At 36.7% G+C, this 27,000-nt stretch carries 22 protein-coding genes and 1 tRNA gene; 17 read left to right on the forward strand and 6 right to left on the reverse strand.

Features of this window, described 5'->3' with window-relative positions; translation table 11 throughout:
• The first annotated feature begins 28 nt into the window (after positions 1 to 28).
• Both trxA and BLT30_RS03350 read left to right on the forward strand, forming a co-directional pair.
• Positions 29 to 346 carry a thioredoxin gene (gene trxA, locus BLT30_RS03345; protein ID WP_027384703.1) on the forward strand — a complete coding sequence of 106 codons (318 nt, stop codon included), beginning with the start codon at positions 29 to 31 and terminating at the stop codon, positions 344 to 346.
• A gap of 135 nt (positions 347 to 481) precedes the next feature.
• Positions 482 to 555, forward strand: a tRNA-Asp gene (locus tag BLT30_RS03350).
• 442 nt (positions 556 to 997) lie between these two features.
• On the opposite strand, the gene BLT30_RS03355 is transcribed toward BLT30_RS03350, so the two are convergent.
• Together BLT30_RS03355 and BLT30_RS03360 are read right to left on the reverse strand one after the other, a co-directional pair.
• Positions 998 to 1,825, reverse strand: coding sequence for an SDR family oxidoreductase (locus BLT30_RS03355; RefSeq protein WP_089871387.1), 828 nt, complete (start codon positions 1,823 to 1,825; stop codon positions 998 to 1,000).
• A gap of 69 nt (positions 1,826 to 1,894) precedes the next feature.
• Positions 1,895 to 2,809, reverse strand: coding sequence for a helix-turn-helix domain-containing protein (locus BLT30_RS03360; RefSeq protein ID WP_089871389.1), 915 nt, complete (start codon positions 2,807 to 2,809; stop codon positions 1,895 to 1,897).
• A gap of 171 nt (positions 2,810 to 2,980) precedes the next feature.
• Here BLT30_RS03360 and BLT30_RS03365 point away from each other — a divergent pair, with 171 nt between their 5' ends.
• The 4 genes from BLT30_RS03365 to BLT30_RS03385 all read left to right on the forward strand — a co-directional run bounded on the left by BLT30_RS03365 (position 2,981) and on the right by BLT30_RS03385 (position 9,710).
• Positions 2,981 to 4,015: an SDR family oxidoreductase gene (locus BLT30_RS03365; RefSeq protein WP_089871391.1), complete on the forward strand. Its 1,035-nt coding sequence runs from the start codon at positions 2,981 to 2,983 to the stop codon at positions 4,013 to 4,015.
• Between the two features lie 336 nt (positions 4,016 to 4,351).
• On the forward strand, positions 4,352 to 5,131 hold the full coding sequence (locus BLT30_RS03375) for a helix-turn-helix domain-containing protein (protein WP_245707138.1): 780 nt from the start codon (positions 4,352 to 4,354) through the stop codon (positions 5,129 to 5,131).
• 409 nt (positions 5,132 to 5,540) lie between these two features.
• Positions 5,541 to 8,684: a T9SS type A sorting domain-containing protein gene (locus BLT30_RS03380; protein WP_089871396.1), complete on the forward strand. Its 3,144-nt coding sequence runs from the start codon at positions 5,541 to 5,543 to the stop codon at positions 8,682 to 8,684.
• 330 nt (positions 8,685 to 9,014) lie between these two features.
• Positions 9,015 to 9,710, forward strand: coding sequence for an SMI1/KNR4 family protein (locus BLT30_RS03385; RefSeq protein WP_089871398.1), 696 nt, complete (start codon positions 9,015 to 9,017; stop codon positions 9,708 to 9,710).
• A 244-nt stretch (positions 9,711 to 9,954) separates the two neighbouring features.
• Here the strand turns inward: BLT30_RS03385 and BLT30_RS03390 are convergent, their stop codons facing one another.
• Positions 9,955 to 14,553, reverse strand: a complete 4,599-nt coding sequence (locus BLT30_RS03390) for a T9SS type A sorting domain-containing protein (protein ID WP_089871400.1) — start codon at positions 14,551 to 14,553, stop codon at positions 9,955 to 9,957.
• Between the two features lie 217 nt (positions 14,554 to 14,770).
• Here BLT30_RS03390 and BLT30_RS03395 point away from each other — a divergent pair, with 217 nt between their 5' ends.
• The 10 genes from BLT30_RS03395 (at position 14,771) to BLT30_RS03440 (ending at position 21,605) form a co-directional block, all read left to right on the forward strand.
• Positions 14,771 to 15,082, forward strand: a complete 312-nt coding sequence (locus BLT30_RS03395) for a winged helix-turn-helix transcriptional regulator (protein ID WP_089871402.1) — start codon at positions 14,771 to 14,773, stop codon at positions 15,080 to 15,082.
• Between the two features lie 264 nt (positions 15,083 to 15,346).
• Positions 15,347 to 15,523 (forward strand): histone H1, encoded by a 177-nt coding sequence (locus BLT30_RS03400; protein WP_089871404.1) that lies wholly within the window; start codon positions 15,347 to 15,349, stop codon positions 15,521 to 15,523.
• A gap of 153 nt (positions 15,524 to 15,676) precedes the next feature.
• Positions 15,677 to 16,045, forward strand: a complete 369-nt coding sequence (locus tag BLT30_RS03405; RefSeq protein WP_089871406.1) for a helix-turn-helix domain-containing protein — start codon at positions 15,677 to 15,679, stop codon at positions 16,043 to 16,045.
• Between the two features lie 97 nt (positions 16,046 to 16,142).
• Positions 16,143 to 16,898, forward strand: coding sequence for an SDR family oxidoreductase (locus BLT30_RS03410; protein ID WP_089871408.1), 756 nt, complete (start codon positions 16,143 to 16,145; stop codon positions 16,896 to 16,898).
• Positions 16,899 to 16,989: 91 nt separating this feature from the next.
• A complete protein-coding gene (locus BLT30_RS03415) occupies positions 16,990 to 17,349 on the forward strand; it encodes a DoxX family protein (protein WP_089871410.1) in 360 nt (119 codons plus the stop codon).
• 92 nt (positions 17,350 to 17,441) lie between these two features.
• Complete coding sequence (locus BLT30_RS03420; RefSeq protein WP_245707099.1) at positions 17,442 to 17,759, forward strand: hypothetical protein; 318 nt, start codon at positions 17,442 to 17,444, stop codon at positions 17,757 to 17,759.
• Positions 17,760 to 17,774: 15 nt separating this feature from the next.
• Positions 17,775 to 19,151: an aldehyde dehydrogenase family protein gene (locus tag BLT30_RS03425; protein WP_221405570.1), complete on the forward strand. Its 1,377-nt coding sequence runs from the start codon at positions 17,775 to 17,777 to the stop codon at positions 19,149 to 19,151.
• A gap of 11 nt (positions 19,152 to 19,162) precedes the next feature.
• A complete protein-coding gene (locus tag BLT30_RS03430) occupies positions 19,163 to 19,831 on the forward strand; it encodes a potassium channel family protein (protein WP_089872877.1) in 669 nt (222 codons plus the stop codon).
• Positions 19,832 to 19,903: 72 nt separating this feature from the next.
• A complete protein-coding gene (locus BLT30_RS03435) occupies positions 19,904 to 20,851 on the forward strand; it encodes a bestrophin family protein (RefSeq protein ID WP_245707100.1) in 948 nt (315 codons plus the stop codon).
• 19 nt (positions 20,852 to 20,870) lie between these two features.
• Positions 20,871 to 21,605, forward strand: coding sequence for a hypothetical protein (locus BLT30_RS03440; RefSeq protein ID WP_089871418.1), 735 nt, complete (start codon positions 20,871 to 20,873; stop codon positions 21,603 to 21,605).
• Positions 21,606 to 21,642: 37 nt separating this feature from the next.
• On the opposite strand, the gene BLT30_RS03445 is transcribed toward BLT30_RS03440, so the two are convergent.
• The 3 genes from BLT30_RS03445 to BLT30_RS03455 form a co-directional block, all read right to left on the reverse strand.
• On the reverse strand, positions 21,643 to 21,897 hold the full coding sequence (locus BLT30_RS03445) for a hypothetical protein (protein WP_089871419.1): 255 nt from the start codon (positions 21,895 to 21,897) through the stop codon (positions 21,643 to 21,645).
• 88 nt (positions 21,898 to 21,985) lie between these two features.
• Positions 21,986 to 23,941, reverse strand: coding sequence for a T9SS type A sorting domain-containing protein (locus tag BLT30_RS03450; RefSeq protein WP_175487121.1), 1,956 nt, complete (start codon positions 23,939 to 23,941; stop codon positions 21,986 to 21,988).
• Between the two features lie 112 nt (positions 23,942 to 24,053).
• Positions 24,054 to 25,664 carry a helix-turn-helix transcriptional regulator gene (locus BLT30_RS03455; protein WP_089871423.1) on the reverse strand — a complete coding sequence of 537 codons (1,611 nt, stop codon included), beginning with the start codon at positions 25,662 to 25,664 and terminating at the stop codon, positions 24,054 to 24,056.
• Between the two features lie 724 nt (positions 25,665 to 26,388).
• Between BLT30_RS03455 and BLT30_RS03460 the strand changes: the two genes are divergently transcribed.
• A complete protein-coding gene (locus BLT30_RS03460) occupies positions 26,389 to 26,997 on the forward strand; it encodes a hypothetical protein (protein WP_139166561.1) in 609 nt (202 codons plus the stop codon).
• Positions 26,998 to 27,000 lie beyond the last annotated feature (3 nt).

Here is a 27,000-nt window from a genome sequence, read left to right on the forward strand (position 1 = left end):
TTAATAAAACAATTAAGAATAAGAAATCATGGCAGTAGAAATTACAGATCAATCCTTTCAGGAAACAGTATTAAATTCAGATAAACCGGTTTTAGTTGACTTTTGGGCAGCTTGGTGTGGGCCTTGTAGAATGCTAGGGCCAATCATCGAAGAAGTAGCAACTGACTTTGAGGGTAAAGCTTTGGTAGGTAAAGTGGATGTTGATAACAATCAGCAGATCTCTGTGGATTACGGAATCAGAAATATTCCTACCGTTTTAATTTTCAAAAATGGAGAAGTTGTAGATAAAATTGTAGGTGTAGCACCAAAAGAAGTAATCGCTGAGAAGCTTAATGCTTACCTATAAGAAATTAATATAATTGAAAATGAACGCTTTTCTGCTTGAAGGGCGTTTTTTTTTATTTAAAATTTGGAGATGTAAATTATTGTTGTATTTTTGCAACCACAATAACGAAGGGTAATCATCTTAGTTATGGCAAAAGATCCGGTAGTTCAGCTGGTTAGAATGCCGCCCTGTCACGGCGGAGGTCGCGGGTTCGAGTCCCGTCCGGATCGCAACTATTATATTATAATAGTACAAAATGCTTTAAGACATATGTCTTAAAGCATTTTTCGTTTTATGTCTGTTCAAAAAGAGATAAAAAAGCACAATCTGAAAGTGACCTATTCGGTGACCAAAGAAATTTGTGTAAAAGATGTCACTGAGAAATTTGAATATTCAATTCGATACTTTTTAAAATTAACAATCGAAAAAATGACCTAGGTCAGTGACCTGTATATTTAGATGAAATAAGTCACTAAAAAATTAGAATATTTGATGAAATGCCTTATCGGTTTACCAATCTAAAGCGACCTATCACAGTGACCTTATTTAATTGGTCTGTACCTTCTGCTAAGCCATTTAAGAAAATGAATATCCTGTTAATATGTTTTATTGAAGTTAATTTTTAAACTCTTAAAAGACCAATAAATGAAGACATTCAACTTACTTATAAGACTACGATTTTATTTCACTTGCTAATGCAATCTCTTTTTGTGCATCAAGAGCTTCTAATCTGGAAACTAAAGAAGCTCTTATATCACGATAAGCATCTCCTCCCAGAGTAAGCCTTAATGATTGCTGGTCTGTATCAATGTAATGTATAATTGCTTGAATACTTATATCAACATCATTATTAATAGGGAATGTATTTGATTCAATAGCCCTTCTCACGTCCCCGGCAGGCGTTTTATCATAGTCCTCTATGATCGGGGCTGTTTGCAGGTTAGACCCAAAAGAAGTAGAATGCGCACCTGGCTCTACAATTGTAACATCAATATTGAATGGCGAAAGTTCCTGTGCGATAGTTTCGCAAAATCCTTCAACGGCCCATTTGGTTAAGTGGTAGTAACTAAAGTTGGGATATGTAGTTTGACCTCCTGCCGAGGAAAGCTGTAAGATCTTTCCTTGGCCTTGTGTTCTTAGATGTGGTAAGGCTGCTCTGATCACTTGCACCGAGCCTATAATATTCGTTCGGATCTGATGATCGATCTGTTCATCAGTAGCCTCCTCAACCGAGCAGAACAATCCATATCCCGCATTATTGACAATAACATCAATAGTCCCCGCATCGCTAAATGCCTTATCTACAACTTTTTTTATCTGATCGACATTCGTCACGTCGAGTATTGAGACCAATAAAGTATCGGGATACATTGTTCTTAAATCTTCGAGAGCATTTTTAGTGCGTACCGTAGCAATGACTTTATCACCTTTCGCCAGAAGCTTTTCAGTTAGAACTTTACCAAGTCCGGTCGAAGTGCCGGTTATAAACCAAGTTTTCATATGTATTATATTTAAAATTTACAATACAAATTTAGCAGCTGATCACAAGGAATACAGACCTATTTCAAACTAAAAATGACCATTATCAATCAATGAACGGAAGAGTGTAGGCGTTTGCCCGGTAAGTGTTCGAAATGTTCTTGTAAAATGGGTAGGTTCCTCAAATCCAAGGCTAAGACTTATCTCCGAAATGCTCAAATTTGAGTGTGCTAATAAAGCTCTTGCTTCCTGAATGATTCTTTCGTTGATTAACTGTGTTGTAGTTTTTCCGGTGACTTCTTTCAGTGCTCTGTTAAGAGAATTGGTGTGTATGGCTAGTTTGTCGGAAAATTGTTTGGGAGTGCATAATGTCATGATGTTATTGGGATAAACAATAGGAAACTGGCTTGCCAATAATCTTTTAAATGACTGAGCCAATTGTGAAGCCGCCGATTGACTTCGGTTCCGGATATTGGGTTGCAATTTTAGTGCGGCATGGATACACTCCAAGACATAGAGGAATAACAAATCATACTTGTTAACATAGCTGGAAGATTGCTCTTCAAACATTTTTTCAAAAATGACTTTGAAGTGTGCAACCTCTTCATCATTCAATTTGAATACAGATTGGCCCTCATTCTTAAATACGATTAGATCTGCAGGACGTAAAAAAGTATGTAATGGCAGAAAGTCTTCAGTAAACATGCAGGCATAGCCGTTACAGACTCCATCGTGAACTTCCCATCGGTAAGGGACTTCACAATTAGTAAATACTAAGGACCATTCATCTTTTTTATTTTTATATTCCATCCCTTGGTAAAAATACGAGGCATCACCGGTGATCAGCGATATTTTATAAAAATCCCTCCTGCTATATTTGCTAGTTGCATCAAGACTCTCTTTAGAAAATTCTCCTAAATGGGCAACTGTAAAAAATCCTCCTGAAGGATCTTTCACCTCCGCAATTTGCGGAGCATAAACATCAATGGAATGTGTATCGATCATATAGCAAAAATGGCAATAATACTTTAGTGTACCAAAATATATTATTGCCTAATTCTTTTAAGATTAAGTAGATATATGGACTTTTGAATAAAGTGAAATTGGACTTTTAGATAAATCAACTTCCTAGAGTATTTCAGAAATTTGCAATATGATTTAATATAAACATAAAAAATGACAAATAAAGAAACTGTACTGGTAACAGGCGGAAGCGGGTTTTTAGGCATGCGGATTATTGCCCAGTTACTTCAGAAAGGATATAATGTGCATACTACTGTAAGAAGTTTGGAAAGTGTTGAAAGAATAGGAAATGCTTTAAAATCAAATAGAATTCCTTCTGAAAATCTATCTTTTTTCGAAGCGGAACTCACCAACGATACTAATTGGGAAGATGCGATGAAAGAATGCAAGTACGTATTAAGTGTTGCCTCACCCGTTTTTTTTGACAAACCAAAAAATGAGGAAGAAGCTTTTCGCCCTGCCAGAGAAGGTATTTTGCGTATTTTAAGATTAGCTAGGAAAGCAGATGTGAAAAGAGTCGTGATGACCTCTAACTTTGGTGCGGTAGGTTTTACCCAGACCGACAAAAGCCGGACAACTACAGAGGAGGATTGGACGAATACCGACAATACGGCGGTATCTGTTTACGAAAGGTCAAAAACTCTGGCAGAGATGGCAGCATGGGAATTTATAAAAAGAGAGGGTGAAAATCTTGAGTTTACGACAGTAAACCCTGTTGCAATTTTAGGTCCGTCATTGGATGAACACGTTTCCGGCAGTTTTCATTTGCTCCAAAATCTCATAAATGGTACCATGAAAGCCGTACCCAATATTCCGCTAAACATTGTGGACGTCAGAGATGTTGCCGACCTACACATTCGGGCAATGGAAATCAAGGAGGCCAACGGACATCGTTTTATTGCCACATCCGACGGGCAAATCTCTTTACAAGAGATTGTACAGCTAATAAAAACCAAACGCCCTGAAATTGCACAAAAAATCACTTCCAGAAAAGTCCCAGCCTTAGTTTTGCGGATTGTTGCCCTATTTAACGAAAAGGCAAAAGAAGGTGTTCTGCTTAGCAGATTGAACCGGAATGTGAGCAATCGAAAGGCAAAAACAATATTAAACTGGAAACCTGTTGCATCGAAAGAAGACAGTGTCCTGGCAGCGGTGGATACCTTGATAAGATATAATTTGATAAAATAATAAAACAAATGATGGAACAAACACTTACAATAAAGATAATCAGCGGAATGCTGCTTTTGCTTACCACTTATAATGATGAACTCTTTAGGGATAACCAATGCATTAAGGATCCTGATCGGGATTTTATCGATAAGCTTTGCCATACTGATACTTTTTCCAAATACATTTTTTATTGGTAATACGCTTAGAGCGGTGATGTTGATAGTGTTGGTAGCTCTGAAATCAGGGAACTACAAATTTGCTTTGGCCGAGATCCCATTTATTATAATGCCCCTAATTTTAATATATTTAGGATACCCCTTAAAAAGTGTATAACCTGAATAGAAATAATTGAAAGTGGTACAAGAAGGCATGGCAACATTTATTTTAAAAGAACAATTTATTCCCGACCATATTTTCATTTATTTGGTAAAAGGGTCATTGAGGATTTTTGATGGCAACAAGCATTATGTGTTTAAATCGGGTGATGCTTTTTTCCTGCGTAAAAATACCCTGGCCAAATTCGAACTTTTGGAAGATGTTTTCGAGCCTGTTGCTTTTTGCTTTGAAGAATCATTTCTAAAAGAATTCCAACAGAAGCATTCACTTATCCTTACTCCAAATTATAGGATAACGGATGCACTTATAGAAATTAAGGCAAATAAAATGATACACAGTTTTATGGAATCTATAAAGCCTTACCACAAAGGCTTCATGGAATTACGGGAGGATTTTGAAGATTTGAAACACGAGGAATTGATACTCATCCTATTGTTGGAACGATCTGAGCTTTCAGATACCTTGTTTGACTTTTCTGCCCCTGAAAAAATAGATTTAAGGGCGTTTATGAATAAAAACTATAAGTTTAATATAAGCGCTCAGGATTTTGCCAAATTAACGGGAAGAAGCTTGTCATCGTTCAAGCGTGATTTTAAACATCTGTTTAATGTTACACCAGGCCGATGGCTCACAAAGAAAAGACTGCAGGAAGCGTATTTTCTTATAAATACAAAAAATCAAAAACCGGTAGATATTTATCTTGACCTGGGCTTTGAAAGTTTGTCGCACTTTTCGGTTGCTTTTAAAAAGGAATTCAATTTAACACCAACACAACTTATGAGTGAAACAAAAGGTTAATGTCTAATTTCGAGCATTCAATTATATTATTACTTAAACTTAAGTTATGCTTTAGTATAAAAACTGAAAAAACCCTATTATGTATAAAGGGCATATGATTGTGTCTTTTTCTCATGGAAAGTTCATTAAAATTAAATTGGCATATCCAAATATATAGTTGCCATAATTATTCACATTTTTTAAGATTATCTATCATTTAAAGTTCTTTTTAGCTTCTATGCTTTGGTTTTTTCTGAAAACATTTGTTATTTATTTTCTTTAAATAGATTAATAAATTTGATCTATTATCTACTATTTTACAAATTATTTGATTTTTTTTGAAATTTTATATAATAAACGTATATCTTAGTAGATATGTTAAAAATAATGTTAATTTTAAACATTATTAACCAAAAAAAACTCTTATTCAATGAGAAAGCTCTATTTGATGTTGGTGTTGCTTCTAATAGCAATGACCAATACGGTCTATGCACAGACCAGTACTGAACAGTTTGAGACCGAGTCCAACGGAAGCTCAAGTTTCACGGACAATGGTGTTATCTTTAACATTATATCACACGTAAATACTTATGACATTCAGGCAGCTTATCCTGGAACCGGCTGGAACGGTACCGCAGCAGATAACCGATATATTGATAATTCAGGGAGCGGCAATCAGTCTGCCGGCACATCGTTCAGCATAAAGACAACTTCTAACCTCTTTAAGGTAAACAGGTTCTGGGTTTATGCTGCAGCAGCAAACACAACACTTGGAGTTGCCGGAACACTGACGATAACCGGTAAACTATCAGGAGTAACAAAGTTTACACAGACCAAGACAACTGGCTTTACTGCAGCCATCGGAACAACCAATGGTTACACTTTGATTGATATGACCAACCTTAATGGACAAAATTACAGTAATATTATTATCGATCAGCTACAGATCACTGCAGGTGGGAATTTTCAATATCTGGGATTAGATGCCTTTACCTGGGTCAAAGATTCCGGAGTTGTTGCAGGTACATTAGCGTTGGCATCTAGCCAGACCAATGTTTCCTGCAACGGAGGCTCTAATGGAACAGCAACAGTAACCGCTTCAGGTGGAACAGCTCCCTATACTTACAGCTGGACACCAAGTGGTGGTACGGCGGCCACTGCAACAGGTCTTGCAGCCGGAACTTATACGGTTACTGTAAAAGATGCTACTAATACTACAAAAACACAAAGTTTTACCATTACGGAGCCAACAGCTTTAGTAGCTGCTGCTGTTTCGCAGACCAATGTGGCCTGTAATGGCGGTGCTACAGGAGCTGCAACAGTTAGTGCTTCAGGTGGAACACCAGGCTATACCTACAGCTGGTCACCTAGCGGTGGTACGGCAGCGAGTGCAACAGGGCTTACGGCAGGTACATATACTGTGACCATCACAGATGCGAATGCCTGCCAGACGACTCAATCATTTACCATTACGCAACCAACAGCTTTATCAGTAACAACATCGCAGACCAACGTGGCCTGCAACGGCGGTTCTACCGGATCGGCCTCAGTGAGTGTCTCAGGTGGAACACCGGGCTATACCTACAGCTGGTCGCCAAGTGGCGGTACGGCAGCGAGTGCAACAGGGCTTACGGCAGGTACATATACTGTGACCATCAAAGATGCGAACAACTGCCAGACAACCAGATCGTTTACCATTACGCAGCCAACAGCTTTATCAGTAACAACATCGCAGACCAACGTGGCCTGCAACGGCGGTTCTACCGGATCGGCCTCAGTGAGTGTCTCAGGTGGAACACCGGGCTATACCTACAGCTGGTCGCCAAGTGGCGGTACGGCAGCGAGTGCAACAGGGCTTACGGCAGGTACATATACTGTGACCATCAAAGATGCGAACAACTGCCAGACAACCAGATCGTTTACCATTACGCAGCCAACAGCTTTATCAGTAACAACATCGCAGACCAACGTGGCCTGTAATGGCGGTTCTACCGGATCGGCCTCAGTGGGTGTCTCAGGTGGAACGCCGGGCTATACCTACAGCTGGTCACCTAGCGGTGGTACGGCAGCGAGTGCAACAGGGCTTGCGGCAGGTACATATACTGTGACCATCACAGATGGGAACAACTGCCAGACAACCAGGTCGTTTACCATCACACAGCCAACAGCATTATCGGCAACAACATCGCAGACCAACGTGGCCTGCAACGGCGGTTCTACCGGATCGGCCTCAGTGAGTGTCTCAGGTGGAACACCGGGCTATACCTACAGCTGGTCGCCAAGTGGCGGTACGGCAGCGAGTGCAACAGGACTTACGGCAGGTACATATACTGTGACCATCACAGATGGGAACAACTGCCAGACAACCAGGTCGTTTACCATCACTCAGCCAACAGCATTATCAGCAACAACATCGCAGACCAACGTGGCCTGCAACGGCGGTTCTACCGGATCGGCCTCAGTAAGTGTCTCAGGTGGAACGCCGGGCTATACCTACAGCTGGTCACCTAGCGGCGGTACGGCAGCGAGTGCAACAGGACTTACGGCAGGTACATATACTGTGACCATCACAGATGCGAATGCCTGCCAGACGACTCAATCATTTACCATTACGCAACCAACAGCTTTATCAGCAACAACATCGCAGACCAACGTGGCCTGCAACGGCGGTTCTACCGGATCGGCCTCAGTAAGTGTCTCAGGTGGAACACCGGGCTATACCTACAGCTGGGCACCGAGCGGTGGTACGGCAGCGAGTGCAACAGGGCTTGCGGCAGGTACATATACTGTGACCATAAAAGATGCGAACAACTGCCAGACAACCAGATCGTTTACCATTACCCAACCAACGGCTTTAGTAGCGACTGCTGTTTCGCAGACTAATGTGGCGTGCAATGGAGACGCTACAGGGGCTGCAACGGTAAGCGTGTCGGGTGGAACACCGGGCTATACCTACAGCTGGTCACCTAGCGGCGGTACGGCAGCGAGTGCAACAGGGCTTGCGGCAGGCACATATACTGTGACCATCAAAGATGCGAACAATTGTCAAACTACTCAATCATTTACCATTACACAGACAGCTGCAATCAGCGCACCATCAGGTGCTACTGATCAAACCTTTGATTCTGGAGATGATCTAAGTGCATTAGTAGTGAATGGACAGAATATAAAATGGTATGCTTCAGCTTCAGACGCAACTAGTCATATTAATGTATTGCCTATGAGTACTTTACTGGTGACAAATACGATCTATTATGCGACCCAAACAATAGGAGGGTGTGAATCAAAGGCATCACTTGCAGTTAAGGCTACCGATATTACATTAGGTGTTGTAAATGGGGATAAGCTTGCTAAAATGCTGATTTATCCAAACCCTGTAAATGATATCTTGAGATTTTCAGGTAATGAAAAGATCAGTAAAATCGTCATTTTGTCATTAGACGGTAAAAAAATAATGGAAAAGATGATGAATGATGATAAAGCGGTGAATGTTCATAATTTGGTTCAAGGAAATTACATTATCAATATATTCACTGAAAAAGGCATCCAGACCATTAAATTTATTAAGAAATAATTATAGCTGAAATAATCAATAACATTAAAGAAAAGGCCGTTGCATTGCAACGGCTTTTTTATTACGGGGATTAATTAAGACAATTCTGCTTATTTTATTATCCAGTTTGTCGATACATAGAAGATTAGTTTATGTGAAATTCAATTTAGTACATGCTAATATATTTTGCCTAAAACGACTACAACATCGTTTGGCAAAAGCAGGGCTGAAGTACAAACTTCAGCTTTTGTGCTTCTATTTAACTTTTGTACATTAGTCGAACGGAAGTGCTTTGATTGCCCACCTTCGTCAAGTCCCAGAACGTTTGCCATATTACAAAACCTACACAGAATGACAAATACAGAAAAAATCAGAAAACTTTATGACTTACCCCAAAACGAAAATTTTGGGTTTGCCGATACTGAAATTATTGAACTTGAAAAAAAACTAAATATCAAATTTCCTTTAGAACTTAAAAACTATTATTTGACTTTAGGAAAAGTCGAAACATTAAACTATTCACACAACAGACTTTTAAATCCAAGAAATGAAATCGGATTTTCAAATGACAGATATTTGGTGTTTTATGAGGAAAATCAAGTGGTTGTTTATTGGGGAATTAAAGAGGAAGATTTAAAGTTAGACAATCCAAAAGTTTGGGGGAATTATGGGACAGAAGAAAATCCAGATTGGCATGTTGAAGCAAATTCAACAGATGATTTCTTGTTGCTTATGGCTGTTTATAACGGAACTTTTGGTGGATTAAAATACAATGCTAATTATTTTGGACAGGTTCAACCAGAAACAATTAAACTTATAGAAAGGAATTGGACAATAGTAACAGAAATTTCCTGGGACAAACAAAAAATTTATACAGACAATTTCCACGAAGTTTTAAGCCTCTCATTTGACGAACAGAATAATTGTAACGGAATTTTTCTTGGCACAAGTAATCAAGAAAGGTTTGATAAAATTTTAGACAGTTTTGAAATTGATTGGTCTTACACTTCATACGAAGATTGCGAAGAAGATTATGAGGACGAATAAAAATACGGCAGTAAAAGGTATTGCCAAAAGCGGGGTGAAGTGCTTCTATTGAATTTTTTGCTATATTTAAATACTTGATCCCGCCTTCGATAATTCCATAAATCGAAAAGCCTATCTTACTACATACAGTTCCTATAACGACAACGAAAAAGTTGATAATCAAAAAATTAAAGAGTTCTTTTGTTATCTTTTGTTCAGAGATCATAAAATAAAAAACTCCGCTGTTGTGCGGAGTTTCTAAAATTTATTGTTTTATAATTTTTATAACACTTTCAGAATTGTTTATTCTTAAGAGATATATCCCTGTAGATAAACTGCTCACATCTGTCTGCTTATTATTAAATCTACCTTCCTTCACTAGTTGACCTGACATATTATAAATCTGGAAATAATACTCTTTGTCATCGTTTATATCAATATTCAATTTATCTTTTACAGGATTAGGGAATACTTTAAGCTTTTTCGCCATTTGTACCACTTCAGTCTTTGCAAAAACGGTTGTTGCTTTTTGAACAGCGTCTGGCGGAACAGGGACTGCGTCCGGTTCGTATCTTCCTATTTCTTTACCATTAGCATCATATTCTATTTTTGCACAGCGACATGACATTGCCTGATGTGGGTTAAATGCTGCACCTGTTGCCATTTTTGAATATCTTATACTTAGACCCATTGCATTTCCTACATTCGAATCTCCTAAAGAAGCTGTCCAAACACCAACTCTTGGGAAATCTTTGGCTAATGAAATGCCATTTTCTCCTCGTATGCCTGTGATAGGATAATTACCTATATTATAATTAGCATTGTCAAAAATCCAACCTGTGGAAACGGTTGTTCCTGAAGAAATCGTTCTGCCCGCATATATCTCACTTGCCGAATTGGTAATAATGGTGTTCGTTGATGAATCCCATGTCTGTTGGATTCCTTTAACATTGTCAGTTCTTAATGGATCTAGAATATTTCCATAATACCATGGAGAATTCCCTTTGATCCCGTCACCACTTCTGACATAAGGATTGGAAGGAGAGCTGTTAAGGAAAGCAAAAGAAGCATCAGGAATTCTCCATCCATCTGGACAAGGGTCATATGGAGATTTTTCAGTAGCATGTCCCCAACGGTTTGCTGCCAAGTTCGGGTTATTGCTTAACCAGTCTTTACTTGCGCCTGTTGGAGCATCTTGATATAGATACATTAATGGGTTTTCAACCGAATATTTAATGATTTTTTGAATCTGATCTATTCTTTTAGCGGCAGTATTGACTATTGCAGAATATTGAGAATAATTTCTAACATATCCTGTCATCGTATTATTGTATATATTTTCATTAATGATCTCAGTTCCCTTGAAAATATTCTCTTGATCCAAGAAAGTTGGTATAGGATCTTTTCTTCCCCATTGATATTGTAGCCCAATAGATTTTTTATAAGTAACATCATCTATCAATACTCCTTGTGCTAAAGAAGGGAAAGCTATTAATGCGCCTAAATTTCTGTCCATAAACTTTGTTTTTAATGGTGCGGTAACGAGACTTTCTGTAGGATTTACAACTATGCCATTATTGGGACTAGGAATATAAATTCCTTCGGTAATATATTCCGCTATAGGTTGTGGCTCGGTTTCCGGCGCCCATATTTGCCAGCTCCATATGATAGGGTCAGATGAATTTCCATTATTTCCCGAATGTAAGGCTATAACAGCATTTCCATAGACACCAGCGTTTCTTTCAACTGTGATAACAGTGTTTTCCAGTCCGTTATCTGTTAAAGAGATATTAGAAATAAGATTCTGATTAGTGGTCCAATTTATACTTGCGGATTTTATTCCAGCAGGAAATTCTTGATTGTCTGATAAATGCAATTTCTGCATTGCAAAAGCTTTTCTTACATTGAAAGTTTTATTATTTTCAGTTGGTAATATAATGTAAGTATTGGCGTCCTTTGTCCATGTTTTAAGAGTTTCTGAAGAAAGGCCAGTATTAATGGAAGGAATAAATTCGGTGGTAAAATTATCCAAGTGCTTTTCGTTCGGGTCTTTAATACATCTCACAGGCCCCGCACCTTTTTGTGGACTGATTTGCCCCACATTCATTCTGTATTTTGAATCTTTGGCATATTTATAGAAATCTTCTACAATACCAAAGGTTCTTGCAGAGGCGTTATCATAGATAGATAATGTTGCCAACGCAACACCTCCTGTACTTAACCAATTCATATATCCAATTTTTGAGGTTGAGTTCATGTAATCTCCTTGTTCATTAGGCCCAATAAATACATATGCTCCGGAAATTGGAATGATGCCCAAGTTTCTACCAGGCTCGTTTCTAAAATCAAATCCTAGACTTGGATATATTCTCAAGTTATTCGCAAATGGGTTAGTAGCAGTATAGGTGAACTCTCCTGCCGGTTTTCCGCCATTAACTGCTGGATTTAAAGAACCGGTAGCATTATGTCTGTCATCATCAGTTCCCCAGGTTCTACCTAACGGATTGAATGTATTAGCATTTCCTGCGCCCACAATACTGCCTGTATGAGAAGGGATTCTCCATCCGCAAGGGCATGGGTCATAGGATGATTTCAATTCATAGGATTTTGAATCGGCTGCTACTGCGGCATTACTTGTTGTATGATTGGACCATGCCCCTTTTCTATTGTCACCCCATAAGTCCCAGTTTATTTTAGCATAGATATCTGAGGAATCTAATCTAAAGTAGTCATCCGAAAACCAATGGCCAAAACGTTCTATGAAAGATATCATTGTTAAAGGATTTTTAATAGAATATTTTATGTTTTCCTTTATCTCTGTATGAATATTAGGAGTATTATAGGGTCTAGTGATCCACCCATACGAACGACCAGTATCTTTGTTGAAATTTGAATATACATATCTGCCGGCTTCCCCATTGATCTCATATGCAGAGCCATCCTTGTAAACTAATGGAGGAAAAGGATCTTTTCGTCCCCACTGGTACATTAGTCCGGCAGATTTATTCCAATCGTTACCTAAAAACTCTGCGTTGGTCGCTCCTAGATTTCTGTTCATCCATTGAAATGTATAAGGCGAGCCATCTCTGTTTGTTAAATTATTAAACAAATATGGATTGAGAGTTGCAGTGGTAAAAGTTGTTAAATTGGCAGGAAGTAATCCTAATTCATATCCTTGTCTGTAAGTTGAACCTCCGGCTTCAACATCATCGGTTACCCAAATGTGCCAACTCCAATATATAGGGTCAGTAGAGTTTCCGTTGTTTCCTATGTGAAAAGTAACTACGGCATTTCCTTTTCCTTTTGCTTTATCTATTAAAATCTTAATTTTGGACAGGTCTGGTGTTGCTCCTGAGACGATGTCCAGTTTATAAGAATTTGGCTGAGGGGTTTTGATCAAGCCGGAATTATCCTCCCAATATACATATGCAGATGCTTGCCCTCCTGAAATGGGAGTCCCTAGTGATAAGATATTATCAGTGGTGTTTGCCCACATGGCATAAGCTTTTCCTACGGGAATGTATAACCCGTCATTGTTTTTTGAGGGGTCAAAAATATAACTATTTGGAGCTTTGGTCCAATCTTTTACAGTATTGTCCGGTTGCGCCCCGGTATTGATCACAATACAATTGCTTGCACAATCGGTGGAATCATATGCTGTAGAGTTTCCAAAAACCCCAACATATTTGATGAATTTCTTAACCTGAGCTTCTATCTCAGGCAGAGGTCTGGGAGTGCCATTCCAACTTGCTGTTACCTGTCTGTTTCTGATAGCACCAACTCCATATAATGAAGCTTTGGAAGTGTTACTTAAAAAGAAATTTTCGGAACCAGGTCCTCTGTCTTTTCCATAGAGAGGAGGGTAACCGTAATCATTCACTGTATTGTAATTACTTAAAGCATCAATTATTACATAACTTCCATTAGCCTTATAAACCCTCAATCCTGTTACCTTACTGATAACTATTACAACAGGCTCCTGATCTGTTATAACATCGGTCAGTTTATTGCTGATATAGTTATAAAGGTTGTAATATCTGTTAACTAATGCATTGGGGTTTTTAAAATCCAAATATCCTCTTCCCCAACCTTCTCCTCCTTCTTCAGGAGGTAAAAACCAGTTGCTGAAATTAATGAAGAAACCTGCGCTGGAGAATTTGCCGGCAAACATATAAACAGGATCATGATAAGAGTATTCAAAAGGACTGGTATCACTTCCTTGATATATGTATTTTTGAGAACTTGCGATCGTTTCAAGATTATTAGGATTCTCGATTTTGATTGCAGGTGAATTTATATCAGTATTATCAATTGTGCCGTTTCCTTGGATTGATAGAACGATATTGTCCAGTTTTTTGTTTAAATGTTGGGATGTGACTCTATCCTTTACTCCAGAGACTGTTCCATTAGGATTTAATAAAATTGTTCCATTTTTCTTGGGAGTGAATAGTATTGTATATTCATTTTCATCCAATTCACAATTATTCGAGCTATAGTCCGATTGTTTGTAATGACTTACTTGTTTATCCCAAGAGATGGATTGCCAGTTTGTAAGATTGGTATTAGAACTTAATTCTATCTTCAAATGTCGTAAGCTCACGGTAGATGCTGGTAATTCAAAAGTAGCCGTAAGGTCTTGATTATATTGGATATTTGCAGTGAATGACTTGCACCAGATGCCTATCCAATTTCCTTGCACATTTTTGTATTTGATGGTAACTTTTACATCATCCGTAGTAATTGGTTTGGTAAACTTTCCTTTAATTACGACTGCTCCGTTCTGGTTGATGACTTGATTGACTTCAATGTTTGAATCTAGATCTACTGTGCTTTGGGCATAAATAGGTACTTGTATTAGACTCAAACATAAAAATAAGAATTTTAAAAAAGATTTTTTTTCCATTTTTTCATGTTTTTGTTGATTGTGTTTACTGTTTTGTTCTTTTTTTAATGATTTTTCAGATTTTTTTCTTAATTATTTGTTTGCTAATTAATATGTTTGGTATTACTTTGCAATTATGTTATTATATTTTATGCAAATATTAATATTATAGAATAATTTCACAATAAGTAAATAAAATATGACTACCAAAAACACACCTGATGATTTAGAAATTTGCCCTATGCAGAAACTTTTGAAACTATTTTCCGGTAAGCTAAAGCCTGAGATATTTCTTCTGGCAACAAAATCTACTTTAAGATTTAATAGTCTGTTACGCGAACTGGAAGGTTCAAACAAACAATCATTATCAATTGCTTTGAGGGATTTGACAGAAGCAGAATTACTTAAGAAAATTATTATTAGTAAAAAACCTTTACACATAGAATATCATCTTACAGAAAAAGGTAGGTCTTTAATTCCTGTCTTTAATCAGTTGGAAGGATTATTTTAAATTAACTTCTTTTAGAATCCGTTATACCCACTTTTTTTCCGGAATGGGTATGTCGATCTTGGGTGCAGGTAAAAAAACAGATCGTTAAATGATTTTTTACCAACTTATTCAAAAATTAAAAAAACAGACCAAAGAATTGATTTTTTGAAGAACAATCAAATGTTGAGACAAGATCTCAAAAAATATATTCTCTGTGATAGATATGAAAACATTATAAAACAATTATATTTGCACTCATTTTTAACAAAAAATATTTATAGACAAATGAAAGAGCTAATCGAAAAGATCAACACAGAATTTGAAGCATTCTCAAAAGAAGCAGAACAACAATCAGAAAAAGGAAACAAAGCAGCTGGAACAAGAGCTAGAAAGTCAGCTTTGGAACTTACAAAGCTTTTTAAAGAATTCAGAAAAGTTTCTGTGGAAGAATCTAAAAAATAATTCTTATTCTCTCAGAATAAGTTTTTTATTTGTAGACAATAAAAGCTCTTTAATTTTTTATTAAAGGGCTTTTTTTGTTTGAAATAATGGAGCTGATTTAAAAATGTATATATAATTTAGATGTATATTTAAATCATCAAATACACAGATTGAATGAAAAATAATTCTCAACCCAATTCTAGAAGTAAAGAAATTACATCCAAATATTTCCAATTTTTAGATCAGCATATCGATGATGTTGTTAATGGAAGAGTTTTAGAGTTTATGGAGCTTAATCAAATTGCATCCAAGTTGGCGATTTCCCATCAACATTTGACAGATACCGTACGAAAAGAAACAGGAGAACATCCATGCCATTTTTATGATGAAAAAATAATTCTTATGGCGAAAGAGCTTTTGAAAAACAAAGAAGTTTCCATTGCAAATATCTCTTTGTCATTGACTTATGATCCATCTAACTTTTCCAAATTCTTCAAGAAATGGACCGGAATAACACCAGGTGAATTTCGGAAAAAGGTGTAATAATTTCCGAAATTCTTCTATATTCCGAAAAGTTCACCATGTAATTGTAGTTTTCATTGTTGATTTTTGTATGATTAACATTTAAAAAAATTATAGAATGTCAACACAAGATGTAAAAGGCAAAGTTGTTTTAATCGCCGGAGGTGGGAAAAACCTTGGTGGATTATTAAGTAAAGATTTTGCCGCAAAAGGAGCAAAATTGGCGATACATTACAATAGCGAAAGTTCTAAAGCAGAAAGTGAAAAAACCTTGGCAGAAGTTCAGGCTTTGGGAGCAGAAGCATTTTTGTTTCAAGGAGATCTGACCAAAGTGGAAAATATCACCAAATTTTTTGATGAGACTATTGCTAAGTTCGGAGGTATAGATATCGCTATCAACACTGTTGGGATGGTGCTTAAGAAACCATTTACAGAGACGACTGAAGCGGAATATGATACCATGTTCGGGGTTAACTCCAAGTCAGCCTATTTCTTTTTGCAAGAAGCCGGGAAAAAATTGAACGATAATGGCAAGATCTGTACGATCGTAACTTCATTATTGGCAGCTTATACAGGACTTTATTCTACCTATGCTGGTGCAAAAGCCCCTGTAGAGCATTTCACGAGAGCGGCTTCTAAAGAATTTGGAAGCAGAGGGATTTCCGTAACAGCGGTTGCGCCTGGTCCTATGGACACACCTTTTTTCTATGGTCAGGAAAGCGACGATGCTGTAGCTTATCATAAATCTGCAGCCGCTTTAGGAGGTTTGACAAACATTAGGGATATTGCTCCATTGGTAGAATTCTTGGTAACAGAAGGTTGGTGGATCACTGGTCAAACGATCTTTGCTAATGGTGGTTACACTACCAGGTAACAATTGATTTTCAAAATTAATGTAGAATGGATAATTGTGATTTAATATTAAATTCGGTTATCCATTCTTTTTACTATAAAGAAACTATTATATGATACTGAAAATCATTAACTCTATATTGATTCTTATCGCATTATTCATGGGGCTTAAACAAGGGTTCGCCATGTTCTCTGGTAAAACGGAGATGATGGAAATGTTCAGCAAATGGGGATTTTCCAGGACGGGATTGGCTGTAAACGGGGTCATTACTATGATTGCTGCTATTATGCTGATCTTCCCAAAGACATTTGTCTGGGGTAATTTTATCATGGCTGCCGGGATTCTGTTGATCATTTGTTTCCACTTGATAGATAAAGATCTGAAAGGAGTAATGATCGAGTTACCATTTTTGCTACTGAATCTGATTATCATCTATTTGCAACATCCTTTCAAAGATGGCTTTTTATTATGAGACTTTTATCTTTTATGCTGATAATAGGTTTTACCATTTCGGCATGTGCACAAAAAACTGAAAAAACAATTACAAATCAAAAACAACAAATAATGGAGTACGACAAAATAACAAATGAGACGGTAAAAAAAGCCATCGAAGCTCTAGAGAACGGAGATAAAAGCTGGTATTCTTACTTTACAGATGATCCTGTAATGACCGATGATGGCAATAAGGTCGATTTCAAATCATTCTTTGCAAAAGCTTTGGGAGAGGAAAAATTTCTAAGCATTGATAAAGTTGAGAATGATGGTAAAGATGTCTATGGAAATTTCAAAGCTGGGAAATGGGGCACATTCAGGGTTTTCTTTAAGTTTCATCAAAATACTGAGGGAAAATTCGATCGTTTAGATATTGGTCAAGCTAATTAATCTTTAAAAATACAGATGATGAATAATTATCAATCCATATTCGACCAACAAAAAGAGTTTTTTTATACAGATGTTTCCAAAACTTACGATTGGAGGATCGATCAGCTTGACAGGTTGGAAAAAATGCTTACGGATAATCAGGAGGTTTTTTGCCAAGCACTGAAGGCAGATTTTAACAAGCCTCCGTTTGAACAACTCTTCGAGATCACTGTGCCGTTAGGTAATATAAAATATTATAGGGAAAATTTAAAGAGCCTGATGTCCCCTGAACAAGTAACAATACCTAAAGGGTTGGAAGAAACAGGTAACAAAGGGATTATCTATAAAGAGCCTTACGGCGTTACATTGGTCATTGGGCCATTCAATGCCCCCATACTGTTGTTATTAGATCCTGCCATTGCAGCCTTGGCGGCAGGGAATCCGGTCATTCTCAAACCTGCAAATACGACGCCTACTGTTGCTGCTCTTTTTCAGGAGTTAATTCCTAAATACTTTGAACCGGAAGCTGTTAATATAGTTACTGGCGGAAGAGAGGAAATTACAGAGTTGTTGCAGCTTCCTTTTGATTTTATTTTCTTCACCGGAAGTTCCGCGGTGGGTAAAGTTGTCATGCGTGCAGCCGCCGAAAATCTTACACCTGTCATTCTGGAACTAGGGGGACAGAATCCAACAGTGGTAGATGAGACAGCCAATCTGGATATTGCTGCAGACCGTATTGCTTGGGGACATATGGCTATTTCAGGACAATGGTGTATTGCTCCGGGCTATGTTTACGTTCATGAGAATATTGCCGATCAGTTTCTTGATAGGCTGAAAGCTGCCATTATAAAAATGTATGGTACAGATCCACAACAAAGTCCCGATTTTGCAAGGATGATCAGCGAGCATGATACAGAAAGAGTCGCTTCATATATCATTCCTGAAAAAGTTGTTCTGGGAGGACGATATGATATAAAGGACAGATATGTGGAGCCTACTATCTTATATCCTAGTACGTGGGATGATCCAGCAATGCAGCAAGAGATCTTTGGTCCTGTATTTCCTGTTTTGGTTTATAATGATTTGAAAGAAATAGTCGAGATAATTAAACGTAAGCCGAAGTCTTTGGCTGCATATTTCTTTAGTAAAGATCAATCCAATATAGATTATTTTCTGAATTCGGTGTCTTTTGGAGGAGGCTGTATCAATCAAACCAATCTGCATTGCTGGATAGATAGCCTGCCATTTGGAGGTGTGGGCTATGCTGGAATGGGAAAATACTATGGTAAGACAGGGTTTGATGCTTTAAGCAATACCAAAGCGATGCTGATAGGTAACCCCGACCTGGAGCTGGATGTTTTCCCTCCTTATGCAGGAAAAGATATTGCCAAGAACCTGAGTGTTTTTGGATGATCATAGATTGTATGAACAAAATGATATTAGATTGTCTAAGTAAAAGAAAGTACGAGCTATTGCTTTTAGCATTGATACAACATCTATTTGTAGGAATTTTCCTTACTGACCTTGATTTTTATACAAGGGTCATATGGCCGATCAATATGTTATTATTGGGGTTGGGAAGTGTTTTTATATTTACAGGGAAGATGGGATGGCGCCATTGGTTTCGCAATATCCATTTTATAATTGTATTGTTGCTACCTATAGGAATTCCTTTTTTCAAAGATGTACCTTGGTATTTTACTTTTCTTAATATTAACTATGTCATATTTTTTGTATTTCTGTTTGTAGAGCTACTCCGTTTCTTGTTAAAGCCTGGATACATTAACAGCGATATTATTTCTGCATCGGTATGTGGTTATTTTTTGTTAATAGAAATTTCAACATTCTTGTTACAAACCTTTGAGTATCATGATCCTCATTCTTTTAAAGGAATTGACACTTCATCATCTGCCAGCATTTTCATTGATTTGGTATATTTTTGTTCTATAACCTTTACCAGTATCGGTTTTGGAGATATTACTCCGAATATGCATATTACTAAATTAATAACAGCTTTTATCGGCATAGGTGGACAATTTTATACAGTTGTGCTGGTTGGGATTTTAATTAGTAAATTTTCATCCAAAAATTAATTTTATATGAATATAAGTTCTCACTATAAACTTCAGCATTTTATTCCGTGGACAAGGGTTAAGATATATAAAATGCTTATTCTTAGTGTCATCCCAACCCTTTTATTTTATTTCCTTGATTGGAAATGGCTTGCCATCCCTTGGGTGCCTGTTGCGTTGTTGGGAACTGCTACAGCTTTCATTTCAGGATTTAAAAATACACAGACCTATAACCGGACTTGGGAAGCAAGACAGATCTATGGAGCTATCATCAATAATAGCCGTGCTTTTGGCATTATGGTCAAGGATTTTGTGAGAGAGGATGATGAACAGTCGACTAAGATTCATCAAGAGATTATTTATCGTCATTTTGCTTGGCTTACAGCATTAAGATTTCAATTGAGAGAAATCAAGAGCTGGGAAAATGTAAAAACGAAAAGCTATAATCTGGAATATCTCAAATACTACAAAGTTCCTGAATGGGAAAGTATTTTGGATCAAGAGCTGAAGAGCTTTCTCAGTGAGGAAGAAAGACAATATGTCCTGTCAACAAAAAATAGGGCTACACAGATCATAGCTATGCAATCTTCACAGCTCAAGAAACTGAATGAAGAAGGTAAGATATCAGATTATAGTTATGTGGCTCTGGAAAATCAGTTGAAAGAACTGTATGATCAGCAAGGGAAATGTGAGCGTATCAAAAACTTTCCTTATCCAAGACAATTCTCAAGCATCAATCTCTATTTTACCAATGCACTTTGTTTATTGCTGCCTCTCGGTTTTATAGGAGAGATATCAAAAATGATAGAAAAGTTTGGTGAGAATATCATTTGGCTTGTAGTTCCTTTCAGTGTATTGCTGGGTTGGGTATTTCTTGTATTGGAACAGATAGGTGAGAGTACAGAAAATCCGTTTGAAGGAAGTGCCAACGATATTCCGATCACGCAGATCAGTCGCAATATAGAAATAGACCTGCGCGAAATGCTCGGGGAGAAAGAGTTACCTCCGGCAATACAACCGAATAATAATATTTTAATGTAAATAAAACACAAACAAAATTATGAGTATAGAAGCTGTTAGAAAATGGTATCCAAAGGCATTAACGTCTATTGATACCGTAAATCGTCTTTTAGATACAATCGAAAAACATTTAAGCCTTGAACCACATCAGCTCATGCATGCAGATAGTATGTGTTGCGATGATGTGAATGCCATACAATATCCGCCAAGGGCATATGAAATGTTAGGACCATTCCATTTGGGAGGTTTGGATGGATACCCATTTGCCGGCATTACCGGGATGAATGCCTTTGCTCATCATGTTCCGGAGGACGGAGCGGTGATCATATTTTATGCACCACATATCGGAATTACCAAAGATGGGACTATTGGAGAGATAAGCAGAATAGGTCAATCTGATAATTCTGCATGTTGTGGCGCTGCAAAAGGTGCATTGGGAAAACTGGCAAATGATAAAATTATCGAAGGTAATATAACCTCTCTTGATTTCCAGATGAATACTATAGAGCAGATTTTCCTTCATCAGAAAAATCGCATCATGACTGCTGAAAACCAAATATTTGAAGCTACAGAGGTAATGTATGAAGCTATAGATGATAGGATAGAGGTTCTGGTACAGGAAACAAATTACCCCTGTAAATATGTGATTCTGGTAGGGGCTATTTTTATCAATGGTGATAAAGATATGGGATCTTTCTGCCAGTATAAGAAATTCGAATATATAGATCTGGAGACAAAGGAGAGGAGAAGTCTTATGGATGAATATTATCAGTAAAGAAAAATGGTTCAAATTATTGTTTGAACCATTTTTTTTATATTAATACGTTTTCATAGATTGGTATTTTTAAAAAGCATTCATAAAATGTTACCATCAAGGTGATATTGTTTTCAGAATAGATCTCTAGCTTAGTAGTAGAAAGTAAGCTTGTTTTTCTGACATACATGTCTTCTTCATTCTTTCTAAAACCCTTGTTGTACAAAATCAGATCGGTTTCTTCTTTTGTTTTGCCAATAAGTTCTTTCAAGGTCATTTTGATATTGGATCTGTGTCTTTTTGATGTGTACATGTGGGATAGTTTTTTTAGTGAATAAAGACTGTCTATGAAACCATAAACAGCCTTTATTCGAATTAAATAAAAATGAAGAAGGTTTTTTTTAGTCTTTGATAACCTTAAAGGATTGAACACTTTCATCAGAAAAGACAACTGAAATAATATAATTACCAGTTTTAAGTGTAGAAAGGTCTATATCTCCAGATCTATTATTCTTAAATGATATGTTATTCATGACTAGTTTACCGTCCAAAGAATATATTGCTAATGATCTGATGTTTTTCTCGGATGAGATTTTCAATATATCTTTGGTAGGATTTGGATAATATCTAAGAGTAGATTTGTTGGATTCATCAGTAACCGCCATGGTGGCACAATTGAGATCGGAATAAGTGGCTTCCAGAACACCTAGGTCTTGCGGCAATGATCCGGATACTACTTCTGTGGTTCCGTTAGAAACGGTGTAAACAGGCGTGTTATCCCCAAATGTTCCCATAGATTCTATATAAAATGTGAGTGGGCCTTCTGCCAATGCAGTTTGTGTGTCATCGTATCCTGCGCCATATCCTCCTCCGGAAAGTACAACATCTCCAGCACTGTCTTTCAAGGACCAGCTCACTTCGTCCCCCATTCCTAAGAAGTCAAAAACGTGTACTGTCCATTGGCAACCAGGAATATCAGAACAACTAACGTATTTTGCTCTTGTATCAGAAGAGTAGGTGCAGTTGTCCGCAAGATTAAGCTGGAATCTAATAATTTGGTCAGTTGTGGCAGATATGGTCACAGAACCTGTACCATACTTAAGAACCTCTGTTCCGGTTTCATTGGCAATTGTTATAAAATCGGTATTTACAGAGCTTGTAAAAGTGTATTTTTTGCCTGCCGTCAACTGTACCAAAGAATATTCTCCGGTAAGTGCAGAAGAAGTAATGGTTTCTGTTGTTCCATTGCAGGATGGTGTATATAGAACCGAAGGATTGATTCCATTAGGACTGCTGAGACAACCTGGTGCATAAGGAAGTTCATCAAGATGTACGACCCAGCCTGCCGCAAACAATGTGGGAGCGGTATTGTCAAATCCACAAATGTATTTGCCATCAGGAGAGACGCCCATTCCTGTTCCTAATCTCCCATCGAATGTAGTGATATTGACACCTTTTAGAGCTAAATAATCTTTTAGAAGTATCGGTTCGGTCATTCCTTCATGATATACGATAACATTACGGCTTCCAAGGCTTCCTTCGTAACCTATGGCTAGACCATTTTCTGAAATACTTGTAAAAATAGGGTTGCTTATAGTAGCCGTAGACCCGAAAGTTTTATAGGTATTTGTATTAATATTATATATAAATGCCTTACCACCTATATATCCCACAATTTGCCCTGCATTGTTTATATCTGCTGCTTCGCCTTGGCCATATTCAGATGCGGATGTATCTATATCAATATAATGCAATGTGCCGCTTGGATCAAAATAAGCAGGAACCCAATACGTACCCGCGTTAAAAAGATCTTCTCTGTCTACAAATCCGGAAACGTATCCTGCATCATTGATGCCCTGGCCTCTTCCATATTCCCAAAGATTATCCCCATCAGTAAGTTTTGTAAGCGTATTGGTTTCTGTATTATATATAAAAGGATAAGATCCGGAAGCTCCTACAGAGATCTGGCCGGTTACATATTTGCTGTTTTCTGAAATGGCGGTTGCATTTCCAAACCAACTGTTTCCTGGTACATCTCCAGGAAAGTAACCGATGGCCGTCCATATGCCATTTTTCCTATAGGCAGCCTGGTCCAGGTTAGATCCGTCTGTAGCAGAATAGGGCATTTTACCAGCTACATCTCCCGTATTGTTCAGTCGATTGGTAGCAGAAGCACCAGTTTCTATTGAATTGCTGGTATTGGTTGCATAATCATAATAACCACCGGGATGAACGCCGATACCGTTATTATTGATATCGTACAAACGGGTTCCCCAACCATCAAGAACCCTCAGGCTAGTTTGAGCATTTGCACCACTTAGAAATAGGCAGGCAAAAAGCAAGTAAATTTTTTTCATAATATTTTTCATAATAAAAGTTTAATACTCTATCAAAATTGCGGTATTTGGACTGTTTACAAAATCATATCATGCAAGGAATTCCGAAATTATCTTTCAAGAATAATGAAACTTATAACTCTGTTTCTTCGGAGTCATTTTTTAATTGAGAGATGAAATAAGATGGGGTTACGCCTGTCTCTTTTTTAAACACTACGGCAAAAACCTCTCTTGAGGCGAATCCACAGTCTTCTGCCAAAAAGCTGATCTTATATTCCCTATACACAGGATTATTGTAAAGCATTTCTGTGATGTACTGGATCCTTAGTCCGTTGATGTAATTGTTAAAATTCTTTCCCCTGTATTCTTTTATGATATCAGAAAGATATCGTGTGTTGGTATTGAGGTAATTAGCCACATAAACACGACTGACTTCTTTTTTGAGAAATTTTTTAGAGCTTTCAAATTTTGCTAATTTTTCCAACAGATTTTTTGTCGTGGCATCTGTGATTGCAATTCCCTTATCGTGGATAGGATCTTGGGGCTTTGATTTGTTTGTTCCTTCTACCTTGATCTCATTTATGATCGCCCTATATTTTTTATGAAGAATACTTTTATTCTTTTTCCATAAAAATAATCCTCCCAATATCGTAATAAGAGCCATTGCACATGAGAATAGAATGATTTTTTGAATGTCACTATTGTAATCTTTCTCTCTTTTTATATTCGTTTTTTTGATGAGATTGTTGCTCCCCTGACTTTTGAAATGAGTAATACTGTCACTGATGTTAGTGTATAGGGCCATATACTTTATTAAAGAATCTTTACGATTTAAGCCCTCATAAGAATTAGTTAGCACCATGTAGGCTATCATTCTATCATTTGGGGACCTTTGTTTTTTTTCTAGTTTTAGAACTTCATAGGCGTAATCTGTAGCGTTACTGTATTTTTCTTGTTCTACATAAAATCTACCCAATGCATTTAGAATTGGTATTTTATTGATTTTGATTTTTGTGAATTTTCTATTATTGATAATACTTAGAGATTTTTTGAGATACTGCTCTGCAAGGTCTAACCGTTGTGGTTTATGGACACCGGCATAGAACATTCCTATATCCATGTTGAGATAGGATATCATATCGTATTTTTTATCTGGATGTATATTGTTCATTCTTTCGTCTATTTGTTCAGCTTCCCACAAACTTTTTTTAAGGTACGTCAAGATGGTATCCTGGGGTGCTTTGACTGGAGCATAATAACAACTTACCAGACTTTCATATACAGATGACATGTGATAATGCTGCTTGTCTTTTTCAGGATATTTTTTTATTGTTTCTATGGCTTTCTGAAACTCTTTATAGCTCTCATCAAAATGGTTTAGATAGGAAAATGATATACCTCTTTGTATGTAAGCGCCTGCAAGATATTCTTTGTCAGTAGGTTCTGTTGCTATTTTTTCTGTCTCGTAGCTGTACTCTATGGTTTTTTCGTCTTCTCCTTTTTCATGGAAAATACGCATCAGAAATCCATTGCTTCGTAAGATGCCCTTTTTATAATCTATTGTTTGAGAGGCGTTACGTGCTTTTAAGAAAAGTTTTAATGATTTATCGGAGTTTTCCAAATAGATTTTTTCAGCGGACTCCAAGGTGGCATCTATCGTTTTTTGTGATGTCAGTTTTTCATTGTTTTGGGTGTGATAAAATCCGAAAATCAAACAAGAAAATATAAGAATAATTTTTTTCATAATTGCACGGTATTTAAGGGCGCAAATAAACTGCTAAATTTAAAAACTGGTATATGACTTGTTGTAAGGTTTTCCTAATTTATCTTGTGTTTATTGTTGTATAATTGCCTGGTTTTTAATTAGATTTGATTCTTTTTTATATAATTGTGCTTTTTTAAGAAAATCACAATTATTGATATATTTTGTAACTTCTTTTTGCTGAAATAAAAACAATTTAAAAATATAAATTTATATATCCTGTTTGATTTTATATGTGATTCTAATAATATAAAATTTTATGATTGAAATTTTGATATTTATATAGCAAATGTATTTCGAATATATTATTTAAATGTTTTTTTTATCCATTTTTTTGTTAAAAAAGAGCAAGGTATTACTTATAGTTGTCTTACAATGTTTTTAGAGTCAATAATAGATTATATTTTTCCTTCGCCGACTCTTATAAATATGTATATGTTTTAACAGATATTTAGACTGGATTAGATAATATTTTTGTTAGTAAAAAAGATTTGGCTCTACTTTTTTTTGGCAGCATGCTAAAGACAAATACTTAAATCTTAAAAATGAATCAATTGCCATTATTAATAGTGTTTTCCAACTGTTTTTTTAGAAGATATATTCCGAATATCTAACTCCAAATTCTTTTTATATATCATAGTATCATGTAATTTTGCTGAAAATTATTAAGTCCAATTATAATAGGTCTTTAAAATTTTTCACACAAATGATGGATATAAAAGCAATCACTGAGGTATTATATGTCTTCCAGAAGAAGATAACCTTTGTGATTGTTTTTTTTGTATCGGCAACATTGCTATTCGCCGCTGATCCGGAGAGATATGTACAGGATGGTGAGGTCTCACAAGGCTCTGAAAAAGATACGATTGATGATCTTAATGTTTCCAAGGTAAAAATATTTGTAGCCAAAGGAGCAACTATTATCAATGTCGACAGCATTAAAGGTAATTTGAGCATTACCTACGAAAAGACGCTTGAAAGTAAAACGAAAAATAAGATTGCTAAAAAAAGTTTTCGGCTAGAAGCTAAAAAAATAACCCAGGAATATGTAAAGGTTCCAGCTAAGCAAGTTAAAGTAAAAATATCCGCAAGTATTCCCCATTCTTTGTTGGCTCTTTCTCTTTACATTGGAAATAATTTTGTGATTCCATCTTCACAAACACAAATAAAAGCTGTTTGTTATGACGGGAATTATAAAAATACATTTTTTACAATACCAAAAGCGATTACAATAAACTTTGATTTTGTAAATGCTTTTGTGATAGAATACCATTCTGGTTATTTCTTTTCAAGACCTCCTCCGTCAATATCCTGAATT

Origin of the sequence: Epilithonimonas hungarica (assembly GCF_900102265.1) — a bacterium.
Classification (GTDB): domain Bacteria; phylum Bacteroidota; class Bacteroidia; order Flavobacteriales; family Weeksellaceae; genus Epilithonimonas; species Epilithonimonas hungarica.

Excerpts from the sequence above, each read along its gene's own strand:
- trxA (WP_027384703.1), top strand. The coding sequence starts at position 29 with ATGGCAGTAGAAATTACAGATCAATCCTTTCAGGAAACAGTATTAAAT.
- BLT30_RS03355 (WP_089871387.1), bottom strand. The coding sequence starts at position 1,825 with ATGAAAACTTGGTTTATAACCGGCACTTCGACCGGACTTGGTAAAGTT.
- BLT30_RS03360 (WP_089871389.1), bottom strand. The coding sequence starts at position 2,809 with ATGATCGATACACATTCCATTGATGTTTATGCTCCGCAAATTGCGGAG.
- BLT30_RS03365 (WP_089871391.1), top strand. The coding sequence starts at position 2,981 with ATGACAAATAAAGAAACTGTACTGGTAACAGGCGGAAGCGGGTTTTTA.
- BLT30_RS03380 (WP_089871396.1), top strand. The coding sequence starts at position 5,541 with ATGAGAAAGCTCTATTTGATGTTGGTGTTGCTTCTAATAGCAATGACC.
- BLT30_RS03385 (WP_089871398.1), top strand. The coding sequence starts at position 9,015 with ATGACAAATACAGAAAAAATCAGAAAACTTTATGACTTACCCCAAAAC.
- BLT30_RS03395 (WP_089871402.1), top strand. The coding sequence starts at position 14,771 with ATGACTACCAAAAACACACCTGATGATTTAGAAATTTGCCCTATGCAG.
- BLT30_RS03400 (WP_089871404.1), top strand. The coding sequence starts at position 15,347 with ATGAAAGAGCTAATCGAAAAGATCAACACAGAATTTGAAGCATTCTCA.
- BLT30_RS03405 (WP_089871406.1), top strand. The coding sequence starts at position 15,677 with ATGAAAAATAATTCTCAACCCAATTCTAGAAGTAAAGAAATTACATCC.
- BLT30_RS03410 (WP_089871408.1), top strand. The coding sequence starts at position 16,143 with ATGTCAACACAAGATGTAAAAGGCAAAGTTGTTTTAATCGCCGGAGGT.
- BLT30_RS03415 (WP_089871410.1), top strand. The coding sequence starts at position 16,990 with ATGATACTGAAAATCATTAACTCTATATTGATTCTTATCGCATTATTC.
- BLT30_RS03420 (WP_245707099.1), top strand. The coding sequence starts at position 17,442 with ATGGAGTACGACAAAATAACAAATGAGACGGTAAAAAAAGCCATCGAA.
- BLT30_RS03425 (WP_221405570.1), top strand. The coding sequence starts at position 17,775 with ATGATGAATAATTATCAATCCATATTCGACCAACAAAAAGAGTTTTTT.
- BLT30_RS03430 (WP_089872877.1), top strand. The coding sequence starts at position 19,163 with ATGAACAAAATGATATTAGATTGTCTAAGTAAAAGAAAGTACGAGCTA.
- BLT30_RS03435 (WP_245707100.1), top strand. The coding sequence starts at position 19,904 with ATGCTTATTCTTAGTGTCATCCCAACCCTTTTATTTTATTTCCTTGAT.
- BLT30_RS03440 (WP_089871418.1), top strand. The coding sequence starts at position 20,871 with ATGAGTATAGAAGCTGTTAGAAAATGGTATCCAAAGGCATTAACGTCT.
- BLT30_RS03445 (WP_089871419.1), bottom strand. The coding sequence starts at position 21,897 with ATGTACACATCAAAAAGACACAGATCCAATATCAAAATGACCTTGAAA.
- BLT30_RS03450 (WP_175487121.1), bottom strand. The coding sequence starts at position 23,941 with ATGAAAAAAATTTACTTGCTTTTTGCCTGCCTATTTCTAAGTGGTGCA.
- BLT30_RS03455 (WP_089871423.1), bottom strand. The coding sequence starts at position 25,664 with ATGAAAAAAATTATTCTTATATTTTCTTGTTTGATTTTCGGATTTTAT.
- BLT30_RS03460 (WP_139166561.1), top strand. The coding sequence starts at position 26,389 with ATGATGGATATAAAAGCAATCACTGAGGTATTATATGTCTTCCAGAAG.